The sequence below is a fragment of the Rathayibacter rathayi genome (assembly GCF_004011095.1).
In the GTDB taxonomy this organism is placed as follows: Bacteria; Actinomycetota; Actinomycetes; order Actinomycetales; family Microbacteriaceae; genus Rathayibacter; species Rathayibacter rathayi.
The window spans coordinates 2522665-2539540 of sequence record NZ_CP028129.1 but is presented as its reverse complement, the minus strand read 5'-3'; the positions used below and the strand labels follow the sequence as shown (position 1 = coordinate 2539540).

Genomic DNA, 16876 nt, shown 5'->3' with positions numbered 1-16876 from the left:
CCTCCGCAGCACTCTCCGCTCCGACAGACCAGGTGAAGCATGGCCACGCAGACCGTTCTCGACGCCGTGCGCGCCGCTCCCACTCTGCTCGAAGCGATCCGGTCGGCCGACGAATTGACGGTTGCCGCAGTGAGCGACGGCGGCGGTCGCGCCGTGCGCCTGCTCACCCGCGCCGCCCTGGATCCCTCCGATCAGCTCACCGCGATAGCTGCCGTGCACTCGCTCGCTCAGGTCTTTGACGAGGAGGCTGACCTTGCGCTGCTGATGCTGCTCGAGGACGAGCGGCTGTACCTCCGCGAGCACGCGGCCTGGGCGTTCGGCGGGCGGCTTCCCCGACCTGCCGCGCTCGGTCCACTGCTGCGCCTGGTGCGCGACGGCGGTTTCTCGGGGATGCTCGCGCAGCGCACGGTCGTGCTCTGGGCCTCCTCGACCCCTGACCTCGTCGCGGTGTCGCTCGAGGGAGCGCTGCTCGGCGAGCGCGAGACGCCCGCCCGGGCGCGGTTCGTCGAGACGCTCGGGTTGGTCCCGGGGGCGATCGCGGAGCGCACCCTTCTGCAGGTGGCCGCTGATCATGACGAGGGACCGCAGACGCGCGCCGCTGCGACGGAGGCGCTCGGCGAGCGCGGATCCGACGACGCTGAGCTTCTGCTCACGCGTCTGGCCGAGCAAGACGGGTCGATCGGGCCGATCGCTCGACTCGCACTGACCGACCTCGCTGCCGCTCCCGCCTCTACGGCCGGGCCGACGGTCGCCCAGCTCTTCGTCCACGCTGACATCGACGGGACCCTGACCCGGGTGGGTGCCGGCGACAACGGCGGCATTGCGACACTGCTCGTGAGGCTGGGCGACGCGCTCGTCGAGCAGGAGGGAATCGACCGGGTGCTCACGCTCTCGCGCGGGACCCCGGCCGAGGCGGAGCGCGCACTCGAGGAGCTGCCTGAGGCCGGTCACGGGTTCGCCCCGGTGCCCTTCGTCGGGTCGCCTGTCGCGATGCCCCAGACGTGGGACCGTCGCGTCGCGGCGGAGCGCGGCATCCGGCGGATCCTGCGCGCGGCCGGCCGGGTCGACGTGCTGCACCTGCGGATGGCGGATGTGGGGTCTCTCGCGGCGGCCGCGGTCGCGCGGGAGCTCGAGATTCCGGTCGTGTTCACTCTCGCTCCGGACCCGCACGCTCTGATGGCGGGCTTGGATGCCTCCGGCGCACTCACCCGCGCAGACTTCGGCGAGCGTGACGTCGCCGAGCACTTCTGGTTCCGCGTGCGTCTCGTGCAGCGCTTGGCCGCAGACGCCGCGCACACGGTGCTCTTCCCGCGCGACGAGCTGGCCGCGACCATCCGAGAGCTGATCGGCGTCGACATCACCGCGCATCCGGAGCGGCACACGATCGTCCCCGAGGGGATCGACGTTGGCCTCGTCGAGCGCGGCGAGGCGGCAGCGCGCGCTTCCGCCGCAGGCGAGACGGTCGCTCTGGACGAGGGCGGTGATCTGGCCTCGCTCGACCAGCTGTTGGCGGAGCTTCCCGAGCACCGGCACGGACTCCCGCTGCTGCTCAGCGTCGGGCGCTTGCACCGGGTGAAGGGGATGGCGGCGCTCGCCGAGGCGTGGGCGGCCGACCCGTCGCTCCGCGACCGCGCCAACCTGCTCCTGGTGGGCGGAGACCTGGCCGGCCCGAGTTCCGACGAGCGCGAGCAGATCGACCGCATCGACGCCGTCGCGTCCGACGGCCTGCTCCTGGCCGGTCACCGGCCAAACGGGACGATCGCACGGTGGCTCGGCGCGATCCGACACGGCCGCCCGGGACTCTCGGCCGCGGGCGGAGCGTACATCTGTGCGAGCGTCAAGGAGGAGTTCGGCATCGCCCTCCTCGAGGCGCTCTCGGCGGGCCTGGTCGTCGTTGCTCCGGCGACCGGCGGACCGGTCACCTACGTCGACGAGGGGGAGACCGGCTTCCTGGTCGACACCGCAGACCCCGAGGCGCTCGCCGCAGGAGCGACGGCCGCACTCGATCTCGCGGGCGGACCGCTCGGCGAACACGCGGCGGCTCGCGGGCGCGCGATGGTCGCCGAACGCTACACGGTGCAGGCGATGGCGCACGCCCTCGCCGGCGTTTACGCGCATGCGACCGCGGACCAGGAGCGTCCCCTCCGCTCGACTCTCATCCTGGGGGCCTCGTGACCCTGCTGATCGTCAGTCCGGACTACGCCTCGCACCTGCTGCCGTTGGCGACCCTGGGCACGGCGTGGCTGGAGGCGGGTGAGCGCGTCGTCGTCGCGACCGGGGACGCGACACGCTCGATCGTCGACGGCTTCGGCTTCGAGCACATCGCACTCCGGCTGGGGCGTGGCTCGAACCCGGGCACGATCCGCGCGGAGGAGCAGGCGCCCGACGAGGGCGTGTCCCTCCGTGGCTTCTTCGATGCCACGCGGCGCGGCATGGTCTCGATCCTCTCCTATCAAGCGCGGGAGCGGCTCACCGACCTTCTCTGGGATCCGGCCGGAGTCGCTGCGCGGCTGCGGGCGATCCTCGACGAGATACAGCCCGACGCGATCGTGGTCGACCACCTCGCCTTCACGGCGCGGGTGGCGTTGCGGGCGTTGCGGGTGCCGTACGGCGATGTCGTGCTCGGCCATCCGAGCGCGCTCACCGTGCCCGGTGAGGTCTATGGGTTCCCGCCGGCCTGGCCGGACGCGTTCGCTCCGGAGCCTGACGATCTGGACGGGCTGCGGTTGCTCTGCGAGCAGGTGCGCGACTCCTTCACTGCCGAATGGAATGCCGCTCTGACCGCTCTCGACCCCGGAGCCGCACTCAGCACCGACGCCTTCGCCGAAAGCGGCGATGTGCTGCTGCTGAACTACCCGGGGGAGCTGCACGAACCGGCACGTACCGCTCAGCTTCCGCCGCACGCATTCCTCGGCTCGGCCGTCCGTGAGGAACCCCGCGACGCGGAGGTCGAGCAGTGGCTCGCCGTGTCGGCGGACCGGCTTATCTACGTGAGCTTCGGCAGCTTCCTCTCGGTGCGCGACGACGTCCTGGCCCGGGTCGTCGAGGCCCTGGCGGGCATCGAGGTCGAGGGCAGACCCGTGCGCGTCGCGCTCGCCTCGGGTGCGACGGATTTCTCGGCCCTCGGGCCGGTGCCCGAGGGCTGGCTCGTGCGCGACTTCCTCCCGCAGGTCTCTCTGCTGCGCCGGGCCGACCTCGCGATCAGCCACGGCGGCAACAACAGTGTCACCGAGGCCATGACCGCCGGCGTGCCGCTCGTGGTGCTGCCGTTCTCGACCGACCAGTTCGCGGGAGCCGCCGCACTGGAGGACGCCGGGTTCGCCGCCGTACTCGACCCGAACGCGGCGACTGTGGCGGAGCTCGCTGCCGCCGCTCGGCGGATGCTTGCACTCGACGCGGTCGTCCGCGCTCGACTGGGAAAGATCGCCGACGGCCTCACACGAGAGACCGGGCCGCACCGAGCTTTCTCCGCCCTGACCGGAGCGATGGTGCAGCGCTAGCCTGGGCCGATGGTCGAGCCGACGCCGAAGGGTGCGCCGCTGCGCGCAGAGCAGGCCGTCGAGCGGGCCGGCTGGGTGCTGGACGCTTTCGGCCCGTTCGGGTGTTTCGAGGGGGTTGTCCCGCCGCTGTTCGAGGCAGCGGCTCGGATCCTGCATCCCTCCGGCCGGGACCCGAGTGTGCGCTGGCACGAGGTTGCGGCACGCGAGGGGACCGTCCTGCATCCGCTGGCACAGTGGGACGCGCTCGTCGGCGGGCACCCGGACGGGTACTCGGCGCCCCGGCTCGGGCTTCTTCCGCTCGACGAGCTCGCGGTCGTCGCCGAGGTCCTCGCCGCGCACACGTCGACTCCGGGGGACTGCCTCGCCGACTTCTCGGCGGGTTTCAGGACGCTGACCGGCGGGTCGCCGGCCGTACTCTCCCGCTCGGACGGATTGGACCGGTTGCCCGAGAGGATGAGCGACACCCGCCCGACCGGCTGGGAACCCCCCGAGATCGCCGCCTCGGGGACGGTGGAGCTGCGCGGATGCGACGGGCCTCTTCTGTCGCTGGACGTCCGGGCTCTCGAGGACATTGGCTGGGCACGCGCCTCGGGTTTCGCGGAAGCCTCGGGGCTCTCCACCCAGACTCCGCTCGCCCTCTGGCCGGAGGACCGGGCATGGTACCTCGTGAGCGAGGTTGACGTCGATGTGACGCTGGTCGGCGGCTCGCGGGCCCTCGTCGACGACCTGCTGCTCCTCTCCCGCGCGGGGAGGATCGAGGTGCTCTTTCTGCCGGACGAGGTGGATCTGACGAGCAGGGGCGACCGCGTCAATCCGAGGCTGCGGGGACGGGGTGAGTGACGACGACGAGCGCTGGCTGGTGGTAAAGGGCCGACGGTGGCGGCGAACCGACCCCTCGCTTCCGGAGGACGTGGTCGCCGGGCTGACCTCGCATCTCGGACGGGGCCGCTCAGCGGTGCGCTCGGCGAGAATGCACGACGATGCGGAAGCGGAGTCGCTGGCGCGAAGGCGGGTGGGGCTCGCGAAGCACGGGCTCGGTGAGCGCGGGCCGGTCTGGTGGGACGAGCCCAAGGCCGATCGGCTGGACCGCGCGCGGGAGGCGCTGAGGGCGCTCGAGGAGTTCGACGCTCCGGGGGACTGACGTGACTGCTGCATGTCACGAGCGTGCTCGCTCTGCGGGTGCTGGTGGGCGGGCCCGGGCTGATCGGGGGAGAGATCGGGGATCCGGCGGCTGTGGAGGAGTGGTGGCTTGGGCGCGGCTGGTGCGATTCGCAGGGGATTCCGACGGCGCCGGCTGTTTCATGCGGCTTCGAGGGGCTCGAGCGCCGGAAGACCTGCAGATCGTACGTGTCCCTGCAGATCGTACGTGTTGCTGCGGATCGCGTGCGATGTGCAGGGGGTTGCGTGCGTGAGGAAGCAGGAAAGCGGATGGATCGACGACGGCGCGTGGATCCCCTGCGAATCGGACGACGCCCTGCGAATCGGACGACGCCCTGCGAATCGGACGACGCCCTGCGAATCGGACGACGCCCTGCGAATCGGACGACGCCCTGCGAATCGGACGGTCCCCTGCGAATCGCACCCTCCCCCGGCCACGTCGCGCCTCCCGTCGCCCCCACCCTCTCCCGCACCTCCGCCCCACGCCGTGGGCGGAGACTTCACCGGGCCTCGTGCTCCTGCGGGAAGGGTGAAGCCCCCTCGAGCAGCGACCCTGCCAGTGAGAGCGCCCCTCGGACGCCGGACTCGTCGCCGAGTGCCGGGCGCAGGATGCGGATCCGCCCGCCGGCCGTCCCCGTCGCTCCGGGCGCGCCCATCAGCCGCTCGACCTCGGCTTCGATCGCGGGCACGAGCCCCGGCGTCTTCGACACGCCGCCGCCCACCACCGCACGCCGCACTCCGGCGACGTAGGCGAGCGTCGTCACGAGCTGCGCGAGGTAGTAGGAGCTGAAGCGGAGGTTCGCGGCGGCCTGCTCTGCGCGGAGGCGGGAGCCGTCCATGCCCCAGCGGGCCGAGATCGCGGGACCGGCGACCAGGCCTTCGAGGCAGTCCCCGTGGAACGGGCAGGTGCCCGCGAAGCCGTCTTCGGGGTGTCGCCGAGGCAGCAGATGCGCGACCTCGGGCCAACCGCTGCCGGCGAGGAGCCGCCCGCCCGCGATGACGCCTCCGCCGACTCCGGTGCCGACTGTGAGGTAGACGAAATCGCCGACTCCGGCGCCCCAGCGCGCCTCCCCCAGCGCGGCTCCGTTGACGTCGGTCACGAGCGCGAGGCGGGCGCCCGGTGCTGCCGCGCCGATCGGGCCGAGCACGTCCGTGCCCTCCCAGCCGAGCTTCGGGGTGGAAGTGAGGTGACCGTAGGTCGGGGAGCCGGGGTCGATGTCGAGCGGACCGAAGGAGGCGACGCCGATCGCGGCGACGGTGCCCGCGACTCCGTGACCGCCGACGAAGCCGGCCAGGTCGGCGAGGGTTTCGTCGGGCCCGCGAGTGGGCAGGGTCGTCGTCGCGAGGATCCGCTCGGGAGCGGCGGCCGCTGCGACCGCCGCCACGACCTTGGTCCCTCCTGTCTCGATGCCGACGAGGAGGGGACGGTCGGCGGTGTCGCTCATGGATCTCCGGGCTCGTGCGGGACGGCGGGCCTCAGCAGGCGGTCAGCGATCGGACCTGCGCCGACAGCGTCAGGGGGCTACCGAGCAGGAGGACCTGATCGAGGTTGTGGCTCTGCATCTTCACACGGGTGGTGCGCGGGAGGCAGGTCGGCTCGCTGAGGTAGAGCGGTGCGCCCAGTCGCGCGGCGACCGGGCCGACGGCGAGGGCGTCGGCGAAGCCGGCGGAGATTCGTGAAGGTCTGTGAGCGGCGATCGGCCGCGACGACGCTCGACCAGGGGCCGCTGCCGGAGGCGTCCGTGCCGGTGCTGGCGCAAGCGGCAGGAGAATCCGCGTAGCTGGTGTATTCCCCGCAGGACCGCTCGCTTTGTGAGGAGGCCCAGATGCAGAACTCCTAGCGGTGGAACGGTTCGAGTTCCATGTGTAAGAGGTGTCGGCCTGTGACATGGTGCCGTCGAAGTTCCGGTGATCGTTCCCGTCATCCGACGAGGAGGGGTCGTTGAGCGTGAAGTGAGAGCTCTCGAAGGTGCAGAGCTTGGCGTCACAGGAAGGCCGACTCCAGCGAGCGGAGACGAGAGACGTTGCTGTGCCGACCACGATGGTGAGATCGCCGGGGCTAGGACATCCCAGAAGTGGGTGCGGTTTCGGCTGGGCTGCTCTGAGATGAGGACGGTGCGAGCCGCATGCCGTCGCGGCCTCCTGTGAAGGGCGCGCTGACATTCGTCACGCTCGAGACCTCGAAGAAGTATGGATCGTACGAACGACCCAGGTCGCGGGTGATGCTGGTCTTTGCCGTGACCTCTACGAGGCTCACGGTATCCGCTCCCCGTGCCCTCGTCGTCGCATAGATATCCAGCTTCGTCGCGGGGAGAAGGCCCGCGATCGTCGGGCTGCGAGGATCGCGCCATCGGCCGGTGGACGCACATAGTCCCCCTTTTTGGCGTAACAGTCGCCCGCTGCCGCAGGGTTGTCGTCGGGGGAACCTCACACCGTTGAGGGAGCCCCGTCCGGCTGGTTCCCTCGACGGCCCGGGGTTCCCTCGGTCGGCCGGACGCTGTAGATGTGCGTGGGGAGGGGTGGGTACGCGGTATTTATGCGTGTTACTGCGGAGAAGGAGGGATTGTGGCGTGTCACACTTGCTGGGAGCGTGCTCGCACCCCGTCGGGGCACGGAGCCACTGGACCCGGTCCGCTCATCCGCATCCTTTCGCAGGAGGACTCGAATGACCGATACTGCCGTACTCCCCGAGGCACCCGCCCGAACGCCCGTCGCGAAGACGATCCTGATGTGCAGCCCCGAGCACTTCACCGTCGTCTACCGCATCAATCCGTGGATGGACCCGCAGGTCCCCACCGACACCTCCCTCGCCGTCCGGCAGTGGCAGACCCTCTACGACACCTACGCCGACCTCGGCTTCACGATCGAGCTGATCGAGCCCGAGGCGGGCCTGCCGGACATGGTCTATGCGGCCAACGGCGGATTCGTGATCGACGGGATCGCCTACGGTGCCTCCTTCGCTTTCCCGGAGCGCCAGCCCGAGGGCCCGGCCTACATGGACTGGTTCCGCTCGGCCGGCTTCGACGTCCGCGTTCCGGAGGAGGTCAACGAGGGCGAGGGCGACTTCCTCCTCGTCGGGGAGCGGATCCTCGCGGGCACCGGCTTTCGCTCCGCCTCCGACTCACATGCCGAGGTCGCCCGCGTCTTCGGTCGCGAGGTCGTCACGCTGGAGCTGGTGAATCCGTCTTTCTACCACCTCGACACCGCGATCGCCGTGCTCGACGACGCGACCATCGCGTACCTCCCGAGCGCGTTCAGCGAGGAGGGCAACCGCACCCTCCGCGAGCTCTACCCTGACGCGATCCTCGTCTCGGAGGAGGACGCATCCGTGCTCGGCCTCAACGCTTTCTCCGACGGCCTCACTGTGGTCATTGCGTCGCGCGCGACGGGCTTCGAGCGACAACTGCGCGAGCGAGGCTACAACCCGATCGGCGTCGACCTGTCCGAGCTGCTGCTCGGCGGCGGCGGCGTCAAGTGCTGCACGCTCGAACTGCGCCGCTGATCCCTTGACTTCCGCTGTGCAGCGCTGACTTGCTGCCCAGCACCGACCCACCCTCCAGTCTCCACGCGTTGTCGCGTTCCGCGTCGAGTGCGACAACTTCTGGAGAGTCGACCGTCCCCCGGGAGGAACGACATGAGCATGACCGATACCGCCGCCGCCCTCATCGCCGTGGAGGAGGAGCACGCCGCGCACAACTACCACCCGCTGCCCGTCGTCGCGGCCACCGGCGAGGGCTCCTGGATCACCGACGTCGAGGGTCGCCGCTACCTCGACTGCCTCGCCGCCTACTCCGCCGTGAACTTCGGTCACTCGCACCCGGTGCTGCTGGAGGCGGCCCGCGAGCAGCTCGGCCGCGTCACCCTGACCAGCCGCGCGTTCCACAACGACCGCCTCGGCCCGTTCGTCACGGCGCTCGCCGCGCTCGCCGGCAAGGACATGGTCCTGCCGATGAACACGGGCGCGGAGGCGGTGGAATCAGGCATCAAGGTGGCCCGGGCCTGGGGCTACCGGGTCAAGGGCGTCGCGCCGGGGCGGGCGAACATCGTCGTCGCGGCAGGCAACTTCCACGGCCGTACCACCACGATCATCTCGTTCAGCGACGACGCGGAGGCGCGCGACGGCTTCGCTCCGTTCACGCCCGGGTTCCGCACAGTCCCGTTCGGGAACGCCTCAGCCCTCGAGGCCGCGATCGATGAGGACACCGTGGCCGTGCTGCTCGAGCCGATCCAGGGCGAGGCGGGCATCGTCGTGCCGCCCGCGGGCTACCTGCCGGCCGTGCGCGAGATCACCGCGCGTCGGAATGTCCTTTTCATCGCGGACGAGATTCAGTCCGGCCTCGGCCGCACCGGCGCGACCTTCGCCTGCGACCTGGACAGAGTCGTCCCGGACGTCTACCTGCTCGGCAAGGCTCTCGGCGGGGGCATCGTCCCGGTGTCCGCCGTGGTCGCGAACTCCGACGTACTCGGCGTCCTGCAGCCAGGCCAGCACGGCTCGACCTTCGGCGGCAACCCGCTCGCCGCCGCCGTCGGCCTCGCGGTCGTCGAGATGCTCGCGACCGGCGACTACCAGGCCCTTGCCCGCGAGCGCGGCACCCAGCTCCATGCGCGCCTCCAGGCGCTCATCGGCCGGGGAGTGGTCGCCGTCCGGGGCGCCGGACTCTGGGCCGGCATCGACATCGACCCGGAGCTCGCCTCGGGCCGTGCCGTCTGTGAGGCACTGATGGCGCGGGGCGTGCTGGCCAAGGACACTCACGGATCGACGATCCGCCTGGCGCCGCCGCTGGTGGTCACCGCCGCCGAGATCGACTTCGCCGTCGACGAGTTAGAAGCCGTACTCGCGTCGCTGCGCTGAGGGGGTGCCCTGCCCTCTCCCTCCGCGAGATGCCACATATGACCGCCTTCCCCGGCGTGTCGCGCGCACAAGTGGCATCTCGCGGGGAGGGGGCGTCAGGCGAGGGTGGCCAGGGGGAGGGGGAGTGCGTTGCCCCAGGAGCCGGTGAGGTGCCGCTCGCCCTCGAGGAACGGGGGTGCGAGGACTCGGGCGAGGACGAGGGTCAGGCCATCCGCGGAGGTAGTGGTCGTCCGGGCGTCGCTCTGCGCGCGGAGCGACGCGGGCGGCTCAACCGGGCCGCCCCCGACTCCGCTGCCCTGCACCGTGGCGGTCGGCGGGCAGATGATGCGATGTCCGTCCTCCTCGACGTACTGCTCGACCTCCCGGGCGCCGGTGCGGATCGCCGTCGCGAAGGCGGCGACCGCGACCGGATCGCCCAGTCCGTCGTAGACCCAGCGGCGACCCAGGACGGTGTGCTCGACCGTCGCGATGAGATGCTCCTCCCCGCCGGGAAGGGGGACGCCGCGGTAGGTCAGCGGCACCTGCAGCGGCGGCTGCCCTGGCGCCTGAACGATCAGCGTCTCGACGCCGACGTCGCCCTCCGGATCATCGAACCGGTAGGCGCCGAGCTGACTGAAGCCGCCGACCTCGCACCACGGCTGCGTCGGCGCCCACGCCTCCACGATCTCGAGTTTGCCGGGGGTGATCGTCGCTCGATGCAGCAGGGCCATGTCCCAAGGCTAGAGGCGAGTGCCCGTTCGGTGTTGATACGACGGATGGTGTTCACAACTCAGGACGACGTCGATCCGAGCGCCGTCGATCCGCGGATCCGCCTCAGAGTTCGTGCGTTCATCCTGAGTTGTGAACATCAGCGCGCGGCGCCGGCGGTCACGGACTCGGGGAGTGTGCTCATCGGGAGCGTGTACTCGCCTGTGAGCGCCGAGATCCCAACCGTGGTGGGGGCGACGGCGGCGAAGTTCGAGTTGAGCAGCGCCCTCAGCGTGGTGTGCAGGGAGCGGGCGTCGACCGAGCCGGCGTCGTTTGAGAGAGCGATGGCACCGTGCTCGCGCAGCCAGTCGAGCAGGTCGGTCCCCGCGAGGACGCTGCCGAACTGCTTCGTCACGCTCTTCCAGGTGTCGGAGCGGCGGCGCTCGATCTCTGCGTGCAGTGCGAAGGACGGGCCGGTCGGGTCGAAGATCGGGGCTCCTTTGCCCGCGCTGTGCGCAACGACGGCGATCGGAAGGCCCGCGGCGGCGGCGGAGTCGATGGCGGCGGCGATCCGGGGTAGCGACTGCGCGTGCGGCGGGTACTGGATTTCGAGCGGACCGCTGAAGTACTCCTGCTGCACATCGACGAGGATCAATGCGCGGCGCGGTGTGGTCATGGTGGTGCTCCTCTCGGTGAGGGGACGCGTCCGATCCTTCCGCCCGGCCCTGGGGGCGGCGGTCAGGAGGCGCCACCGGCGTCCCTTTCGCGCCCGATCGGTCGTGAATCCTCCTCCACAGGCGAATACCCGTGAGGAAAGCGTGAGGATCCGCCCGGTCCTGGCGTCAGCGCTCCTCCCGGCGAGTAGAAACGTGCAGTGACCTCTTCCGTAGTCCGTGGCGACCCCGACGCCCTTGAACCCTCCCGTCTCTCCTCCGCGCGCGCGGGCGGAGTGAAGGCGTGGCTGCTCGAGGGCCTCCGCGACGACTCCGGAGCCCACCCCGGCCCGCACGCGGCGACAGCCAAGACGCACTCGTGGTGGCGCGTGATGTGCCTCACCGGCGTCGACTACTTCTCCACTCTCGGCTACCAGCCGGCGATCGCAGCGCTCGCCGCTGGCCTGGTCTCGCCGCTCGCGACGATCGTCCTGGTGGTGCTGACGCTCCTGGGCGCGCTTCCCGTGTACCGCCGTGTCGCCCGCGAGAGTTTCCGCGGCGAAGGGTCCATCGCGATGCTGGAGCGCCTGCTGCCCTGGTGGGGTGGCAAGCTCTTCGTGCTCGTGCTACTGGGCTTCGCAGCCACCGACTTCATGATCACGATCACCCTCTCGGCGGCTGACGCGACGGCGCACGCGGTCGAGAACCCGTTCGCGCCGGCGTGGTTCCACGGGGCGGAGGTGCCGCTCACGCTGGGCCTGATCGCTCTGCTGGGGATCGTGTTCCTCCGCGGTTTCCGTGAGGCGATCTCGATCGCGGTCGTGCTCGTGGCCGTCTTCCTGCTGCTCAACGCGATCGTGATCGCCGTGGCGATCGGGCATGTGGCCGAGAACCCCGTCGTCATCGGCGAGTGGTGGTTGGCGCTCACGACGCAGCACGGGAATCCGCTGATCATGGTCGGCATCGCGCTGATCGTGTTCCCCAAGCTCGCGCTCGGACTCTCCGGCTTCGAAACCGGAGTCGCAGTGATGCCGCAGATCCGCGGCAACTCGGGCGATACCGAGGGCTCTCCGGTCGGCCGCATCCGCGGGGCAAAGCGGCTGCTGATCACCGCCGCCGTCACCATGTCGGCGTTCCTCATAACCTCGAGTTTCGTGACCACGCTGCTCATCCCGCAGGCGCAGTTCCAGCCGGGAGGAGAGGCCAACGGTCGCGCGTTGGCGTACCTCGCGCACGAATACCTGGGCGAGGGCTTCGGCACCGTCTACGACATCGCAACGATCTGCATTCTCTGGTTCGCGGGCGCCTCCGCTCTGGCTGGCCTGCTCAACATCGTGCCGCGCTACCTGCCCCGCTACGGGATGGCGCCGCAGTGGGCCGGAGCCGTTCGTCCGCTCGTGCTCGTCTTCACGGTCGTCGCCTTCGTCATCACGATCCTCTTCCGCGCCGACGTCGACGCCCAGGGCGGGGCCTATGCGACCGGCGTGCTCGTGCTGATCACCTCCGCGTCCGTCGCCGTGTTCCTCTCGGCCAAGCGCAAGAAGCAGCGCAAGCGCGCGGTGGGCTTCGCGGTGATCGCTATCGTCTTCGTCTACACGACGGTGGTCAACGTGGTCGAGCGGCCCGACGGCGTCCGGATCGCCGCGGTCTTCATCGTCGGCATCCTGGCGGTCTCGCTCGTCTCGCGCGTCCACCGCTCGTTCCAGCTGCGCGCGACCTCCGTCACCTTCGACGCCACCGCCATCGACTTCCTCAGCACGGACGCCGACGACTACGGCGTGATCCGCATCCTCGCGAACGAACCCGATGACGGATCCGAGGCGGAGTACCGCGACAAGCTGGCGGAGGAGCAGCGCGACAGCAACCTGCCGATGCGCGGCCCGGTGCTGTTCTTGGAGGTGCACACGACGGACTCCTCCGACTTCGAGGAGGACCTGATCGTGCAGGGGCGCGTCTGCCACGGCTTCCGCGTGCTCACGGTAACCAGTGGCAACATCCCGAACACCATCGCCACCGTGCTACTCGAGATCCGCGACCTCACCGGCGTCATCCCCGATGTCTACTTCGAGTGGACCGAGGGCGGCCCCCTCTCGAACATGTTCCGCTTTCTCATCACGGGCACCGGCGAGGTCGCCCCCGTCACCCGCGAGGTCCTGCGCCGCGCGGAGGCGCGCCGCGACCGCCGCCCGGGCGTGCATGTGGGCTGATGCCGAGACGTCCGCGGCGAGATGCCACTTATAAGGGCGACACGCCGCACGCGGGCGTCGTAAGTGGCATCTCGCGGCGGTGCAGAGGCCGAGGCCGACGACGATCGACCAGTGGCTCCGGGCAGGGCCGCGCGGCCTGGTAGATCTCGACATGGCGAGCGCGCCTTCCTGTCGCTCCCGCGTCGTTGCGGAGGAACGCTGCACGAGCGCGGTGAGACGACCCTAGGCCCCCGGGCGGCCCATATCGCCGGGCTCTTCACCCTTGTCGCCGCCGACCGGGCGGGTGTATCTCGCCGCCCGCGTACGCAACCGAGGTGGAAAGTGCCGGGAACTGCCCCGAGGCCCGGGTCCGTCGCTCCCAACCTCGGTTCCTGACGGCGTAGGCCGTCGCCGCCTAGCGTGGAGCCATGATCGACGCGACGCCCGCGGGCACCCCCACCTACGTCCTCAGCGAGGGGCCCGTCTGGGATCCGGAGACCGGCCGCCTCACCTGGGTCGACATCGAGGCGGGTGCCGTCCTCTCGGCGCCCCTCGCAGCGGAGGGGATCGGCGCGATCTCGCGCACCGACGTCGGCGAGCAGGTCGGCTGCGCGCTGCCGCTGGGCGACGGACGGACGCTCATCGCGCTGACCCGGCGTCTCGCGATCCTCGAGGTCGACGGCTCGCTCACTCGCGGCTCCGAGCTGCTGCCCGAGGGGCACCGCTTCAACGACGGCACGATCGACCCGCAGGGGCGCCTCCTCGTCGGCTCGCTGACCCTCGGCGAGTCGGCCGGCGACGACGTCCTGCTGCGGATCGAGTACGACGGATCGGTGACGGTGCTCGACGACGACCTGCGGCTCTCGAACGGCCTCGGCTTCTCACCCGACGGCTCGGTGCTGTACTCGGCCGACACCGAGTCGGGCATGATCCACCGCCGCTCCTACGCGGGCGGCGAGCACGGCGCTCGCGAGCCGTTCGTCGCACTGGATGAGGGCGTGTTCGCCGACGGGCTGACCGTCGACGCGGAGGGCCGCGTCTGGGTGGCGGTCTGGGGCGGGAGCGGCGTGCGCGTGTTCGATGCCGACGGCCGCGCGGTCGAGGGCGAGGGCATCAGGATTGACGCGCCGCACTCCTCCAGCATCGCCTTCGCGGGCGAGGACCTGGACGTGGCGGTCGTCACCTCCGCGTCGCGCGACCTCTCGGCGGACGAGCGGACGCGTCATCCGTTCGCCGGCGGGCTCTGGGTCGCGCGGCCCGGCGCCCGCGGGCGCGTCGCTACGCGCTGGGTGGAGGGGCCACTGCCCTAGGCGCACTGCCCAGGGACGCGGCTCCTCCACCCGGAGCCAGAGCGGCTCAGGCTGAGTAGCCGTTCACGTAGTGAACGCCGTCCGAGCCGGTGCGGTTCGTGCTGAAGTAGAGCTTCCCGCTCTCGGCGTTCACGCCGACGCCCTCGATCTCGAACTTCGCGTCGTTCGCGCTCGTGATGTCGATCTTGACGTCGGCGCTGGACGACCTGGCGCCCGTCGTCGCGGGCGTGATGCCGTCGTACAGGAGGATCCTGCTGCGGTTGCCGCTGGTGACGGGCCGGTAGAAGCGCTGGTGCGCGGCGTCATAGTGGATCCCCTGCGAGTCCCAGCCGCTCGGCTTGTTGTTCATCGTGAACGCGGTCGTCAGTGGGACGTCGTTCGCGCTGCCTCCTGGAGCGGTCGCGTCGAGACTCCCGCGGTAGACCTGGTCTCCGGAGCTGAAGAAGAAGTCGATGCTGGTGCCGCTCTGCGAGATCTTACTGAGTCCGCTGATCTTCTTCGGCGTCGTCCCGGACAGGAGCGTGTAGGTGTGATCCCACTCGTAGCTGGTGCCGGTGTATTTGAGCCGCACCAGCTGCTTGGTACTGTCCGCACCGCTGCCGCTGTCGAACATCGTCACGACGAACATGTACTTCTGGCCGCCGATGCTGGCGATCTCCATGTCGTTGGCGTGTCCGAGCCAGGTGTTGACGTTCGAATCGCTTGTCGCGTTGTGCATGAGGACCCGGTCACCGGAGCTGCGGTCGACCCGGTAAATCACGGACTTCCCGTGCTCGGAGTCGGTCTTGATCGTGTAAAGGTAGTTGGTGGTCACCGCGAACCCCTGCGCCGCGGTGCACGCATCGGAGCCGCAGTCGTAGTCCGGTATCTCCGCCTTCGTCGTGTAGTCGGTGTAGGTCGTCGCTGCCTGCGCCACCGGACTGAACGCGATCGTCGCCCCCGCGACGAGCGCCATGAGTGTGCGTCGTCTCTTCATCTCTTCTTTCCCCGTTCTCTCGGATCGAGGTGGTGTCCCTCGATCTCCCTGGCACGGTAGTCCCCTCGACATGCTCCGTTGACCGTCCGGCGCGACGCGCTCGCGTCCGGTGGGGCTCGTGGATCCGACGGCCGGAGCGACCCCCGGCGCCGCTCGGGCCTCAAACGGCGGGCGCGGTCGGCTCGCTCGGCTTCGACGCAGGCTGCGGCACCAGGGTCAGCCTCGAGATGCGGTAGCGGTCCGTCTCGGCCACCCGGAGCAGGTGGTCGCCGACGACGACTGAATCGCCCACCACGGCGACGCGGCCGATCCGGTCGAGGACGAATCCGCCGACCGTCTCGTAGGGGCCCTCCGGCAGCTCGATGCCCAGCTGCTCGGCGAGGTCCTCGAGGATCATGCCGCCGTCGACGTCGTGCAGTTGCTCGGCTGCCTTCGCGTCGACCGCCTGGCGGGCGCCGTCGTACTCGTCGTAGATCTCGCCGACGAGTTCCTCGAGCAGGTCCTCGAGCGTGATGATGCCGTCCGTTCCGCCGTACTCGTCGATCACGACGGCGATCTGGTGGCCGTTCTGGCGCATGGTGCGCAGGGCCGAGAGCACCTTCGTGGTGCCGGGGACCGCGAGGATCGGGCGGGTGATCTCGGCGACGCTGCTCGCGGTGCCGGCGCGGCCCGCCTCCGGGAACGCCGACATCAGGTCGCGCACATGCACGAAGCCGAGCACGTCGTCGAAGTCGTCGCCGACGACGGGATAGCGCGAGTGTGGCTGGTCGAGGACCGCCGTGTAGCCGTCGGCCACGCTGAGGGCGCCGCGGAGGACGTCGACGTCCGGGCGGGGGCGCATCACTTCGGCGACCCGGCGGTCGTCGGCACGGAAGATGTCGGTCAGGAGGCGGCGGTTGTCCTCGTGGATCTCGGTGGTGCTCGAGATCAGGTCGCGCACCTCATCGGCCGAGACGCTTTCGCCCTTCTCGCTCGGGTCCGCACCGAGCAGCCGGACGACGGCGTCGGTGGAGACGGACAGCAGCCAGATCACGGGGCGCATCAGGCGGGCGAGGGTGTTCAGCGGAGGGGCGAGAGCGCGGGTGAACGCGACCGACTTCTGCATCGCGAGGCGCTTGGGGACCAGCTCGCCCAGCACCAGCGACAGGTAGGCGATGACGAGGGTCATCAGGATGAGCGCGACGGTGGACGCGGCGCCGGCGGAGAGGCCGAGTGATTCCAGCGGCGGCACGAGGTCGGGCGCGATGGTCGAGGCGCCGTACGCCGAGGAGAAGAAGCCGGCGAGTGTGACGCCGATCTGCACGGCCGAGAGGAAGGTGTTGGGGTTGCGGACGAGCTCGGCGATCCTCCGGCCGCGCTCGCTGCCGGCCTCGATCGCGCGGACCTGGCTCTCGCGGAGACTGACGATGGCCATCTCGGTGCCCGCGAAGACGCCTCCGAGCAGGACGAACAGCACGACGAGGCCGATGTTGAGGAGGGTGTCGAGATCCACGCCGACCAGAGTAGGGACGTGAGCCATGAGAACGCCTCGTGGACTCTCAGGGTTCGGGCGAC

At 70.3% G+C, this 16876-nt stretch carries 14 protein-coding genes; 8 read left to right on the top strand and 6 right to left on the bottom strand.

The window, feature by feature from the left end; translation table 11 throughout:
• Positions 1-39 precede the first annotated feature (39 nt).
• The 4 genes from C1O28_RS12240 to C1O28_RS12225 are packed head-to-tail and all read left to right on the top strand — an operon-like array spanning position 40 to position 4641.
• A complete protein-coding gene (locus tag C1O28_RS12240) occupies positions 40-2175 on the top strand; it encodes a glycosyltransferase (RefSeq protein WP_097167603.1) in 2136 nt (711 codons plus the stop codon).
• Entirely contained in the window at positions 2172-3500 is a 1329-nt protein-coding gene (locus C1O28_RS12235; RefSeq protein WP_097167602.1) for a glycosyltransferase, read from the top strand. The genes C1O28_RS12240 and C1O28_RS12235 overlap by 4 nt, the downstream gene beginning before the upstream one ends.
• A 9-nt stretch (positions 3501-3509) precedes the next feature.
• On the top strand, positions 3510-4340 hold the full coding sequence (locus tag C1O28_RS12230; RefSeq protein ID WP_097167601.1) for a hypothetical protein: 831 nt from the start codon (positions 3510-3512) through the stop codon (positions 4338-4340).
• The gene (locus C1O28_RS12225) at positions 4333-4641 is read left to right on the top strand and encodes a biopolymer transporter Tol (protein ID WP_097167600.1); all 309 of its coding nucleotides are present in this window, start codon (positions 4333-4335) and stop codon (positions 4639-4641) included. Before C1O28_RS12230 ends, C1O28_RS12225 begins: the two co-directional genes overlap by 8 nt.
• Before the next feature lie 517 nt (positions 4642-5158).
• Here C1O28_RS12225 and C1O28_RS12220 read toward each other — a convergent pair.
• Together C1O28_RS12220 and C1O28_RS16150 are read right to left on the bottom strand one after the other, a co-directional pair.
• Entirely contained in the window at positions 5159-6103 is a 945-nt protein-coding gene (locus C1O28_RS12220; protein WP_097167599.1) for an ROK family protein, read from the bottom strand.
• A gap of 31 nt (positions 6104-6134) precedes the next feature.
• Positions 6135-6548: a cell wall-binding repeat-containing protein gene (locus C1O28_RS16150; RefSeq protein WP_160487586.1), complete on the bottom strand. Its 414-nt coding sequence runs from the start codon at positions 6546-6548 to the stop codon at positions 6135-6137.
• Positions 6549-7323: 775 nt separating this feature from the next.
• On the opposite strand from C1O28_RS16150, the gene ddaH reads away from it, so the two are divergent.
• Positions 7324-8160, top strand: a complete 837-nt coding sequence (gene ddaH, locus C1O28_RS12210) for a dimethylargininase (protein ID WP_097167598.1) — start codon at positions 7324-7326, stop codon at positions 8158-8160.
• A 138-nt stretch (positions 8161-8298) separates the two neighbouring features.
• Positions 8299-9510, top strand: coding sequence for an ornithine--oxo-acid transaminase (gene rocD, locus C1O28_RS12205; RefSeq protein WP_097167652.1), 1212 nt, complete (start codon positions 8299-8301; stop codon positions 9508-9510).
• A gap of 95 nt (positions 9511-9605) precedes the next feature.
• Here rocD and C1O28_RS12200 read toward each other — a convergent pair whose 3' ends face one another.
• Positions 9606-10220, bottom strand: a complete 615-nt coding sequence (locus C1O28_RS12200; protein ID WP_097167597.1) for a CG0192-related protein — start codon at positions 10218-10220, stop codon at positions 9606-9608.
• Positions 10221-10357: 137 nt separating this feature from the next.
• On the bottom strand, positions 10358-10873 hold the full coding sequence (locus tag C1O28_RS12195) for an isochorismatase family protein (protein ID WP_097167596.1): 516 nt from the start codon (positions 10871-10873) through the stop codon (positions 10358-10360).
• Between the two features lie 198 nt (positions 10874-11071).
• Here C1O28_RS12195 and C1O28_RS12190 point away from each other — a divergent pair, with 198 nt between their 5' ends.
• Positions 11072-13057, top strand: coding sequence for an amino acid permease (locus tag C1O28_RS12190; RefSeq protein ID WP_097167595.1), 1986 nt, complete (start codon positions 11072-11074; stop codon positions 13055-13057).
• Positions 13058-13464: 407 nt separating this feature from the next.
• A complete protein-coding gene (locus C1O28_RS12185) occupies positions 13465-14346 on the top strand; it encodes an SMP-30/gluconolactonase/LRE family protein (protein WP_097167594.1) in 882 nt (293 codons plus the stop codon).
• 46 nt (positions 14347-14392) lie between these two features.
• Here the strand turns inward: C1O28_RS12185 and C1O28_RS12180 are convergent, their stop codons facing one another.
• Positions 14393-15322, bottom strand: coding sequence for a hypothetical protein (locus C1O28_RS12180; protein WP_127821524.1), 930 nt, complete (start codon positions 15320-15322; stop codon positions 14393-14395).
• A gap of 160 nt (positions 15323-15482) precedes the next feature.
• Positions 15483-16841 (bottom strand): hemolysin family protein, encoded by a 1359-nt coding sequence (locus C1O28_RS12175; protein ID WP_202129671.1) that lies wholly within the window; start codon positions 16839-16841, stop codon positions 15483-15485.
• Positions 16842-16876: the final 35 nt, after the last annotated feature.

Excerpts from the sequence above, each read along its gene's own strand:
- C1O28_RS12200 (WP_097167597.1), bottom strand. The coding sequence starts at position 10,220 with ATGGCCCTGCTGCATCGAGCGACGATCACCCCCGGCAAACTCGAGATC.
- rocD (WP_097167652.1), top strand. The coding sequence starts at position 8,299 with ATGACCGATACCGCCGCCGCCCTCATCGCCGTGGAGGAGGAGCACGCC.
- C1O28_RS12195 (WP_097167596.1), bottom strand. The coding sequence starts at position 10,873 with ATGACCACACCGCGCCGCGCATTGATCCTCGTCGATGTGCAGCAGGAG.
- C1O28_RS12185 (WP_097167594.1), top strand. The coding sequence starts at position 13,465 with ATGATCGACGCGACGCCCGCGGGCACCCCCACCTACGTCCTCAGCGAG.
- C1O28_RS12180 (WP_127821524.1), bottom strand. The coding sequence starts at position 15,322 with ATGAAGAGACGACGCACACTCATGGCGCTCGTCGCGGGGGCGACGATC.
- C1O28_RS12175 (WP_202129671.1), bottom strand. The coding sequence starts at position 16,841 with ATGGCTCACGTCCCTACTCTGGTCGGCGTGGATCTCGACACCCTCCTC.
- C1O28_RS12220 (WP_097167599.1), bottom strand. The coding sequence starts at position 6,103 with ATGAGCGACACCGCCGACCGTCCCCTCCTCGTCGGCATCGAGACAGGA.
- ddaH (WP_097167598.1), top strand. The coding sequence starts at position 7,324 with ATGACCGATACTGCCGTACTCCCCGAGGCACCCGCCCGAACGCCCGTC.
- C1O28_RS12240 (WP_097167603.1), top strand. The coding sequence starts at position 40 with ATGGCCACGCAGACCGTTCTCGACGCCGTGCGCGCCGCTCCCACTCTG.
- C1O28_RS16150 (WP_160487586.1), bottom strand. The coding sequence starts at position 6,548 with ATGTCACAGGCCGACACCTCTTACACATGGAACTCGAACCGTTCCACC.
- C1O28_RS12230 (WP_097167601.1), top strand. The coding sequence starts at position 3,510 with ATGGTCGAGCCGACGCCGAAGGGTGCGCCGCTGCGCGCAGAGCAGGCC.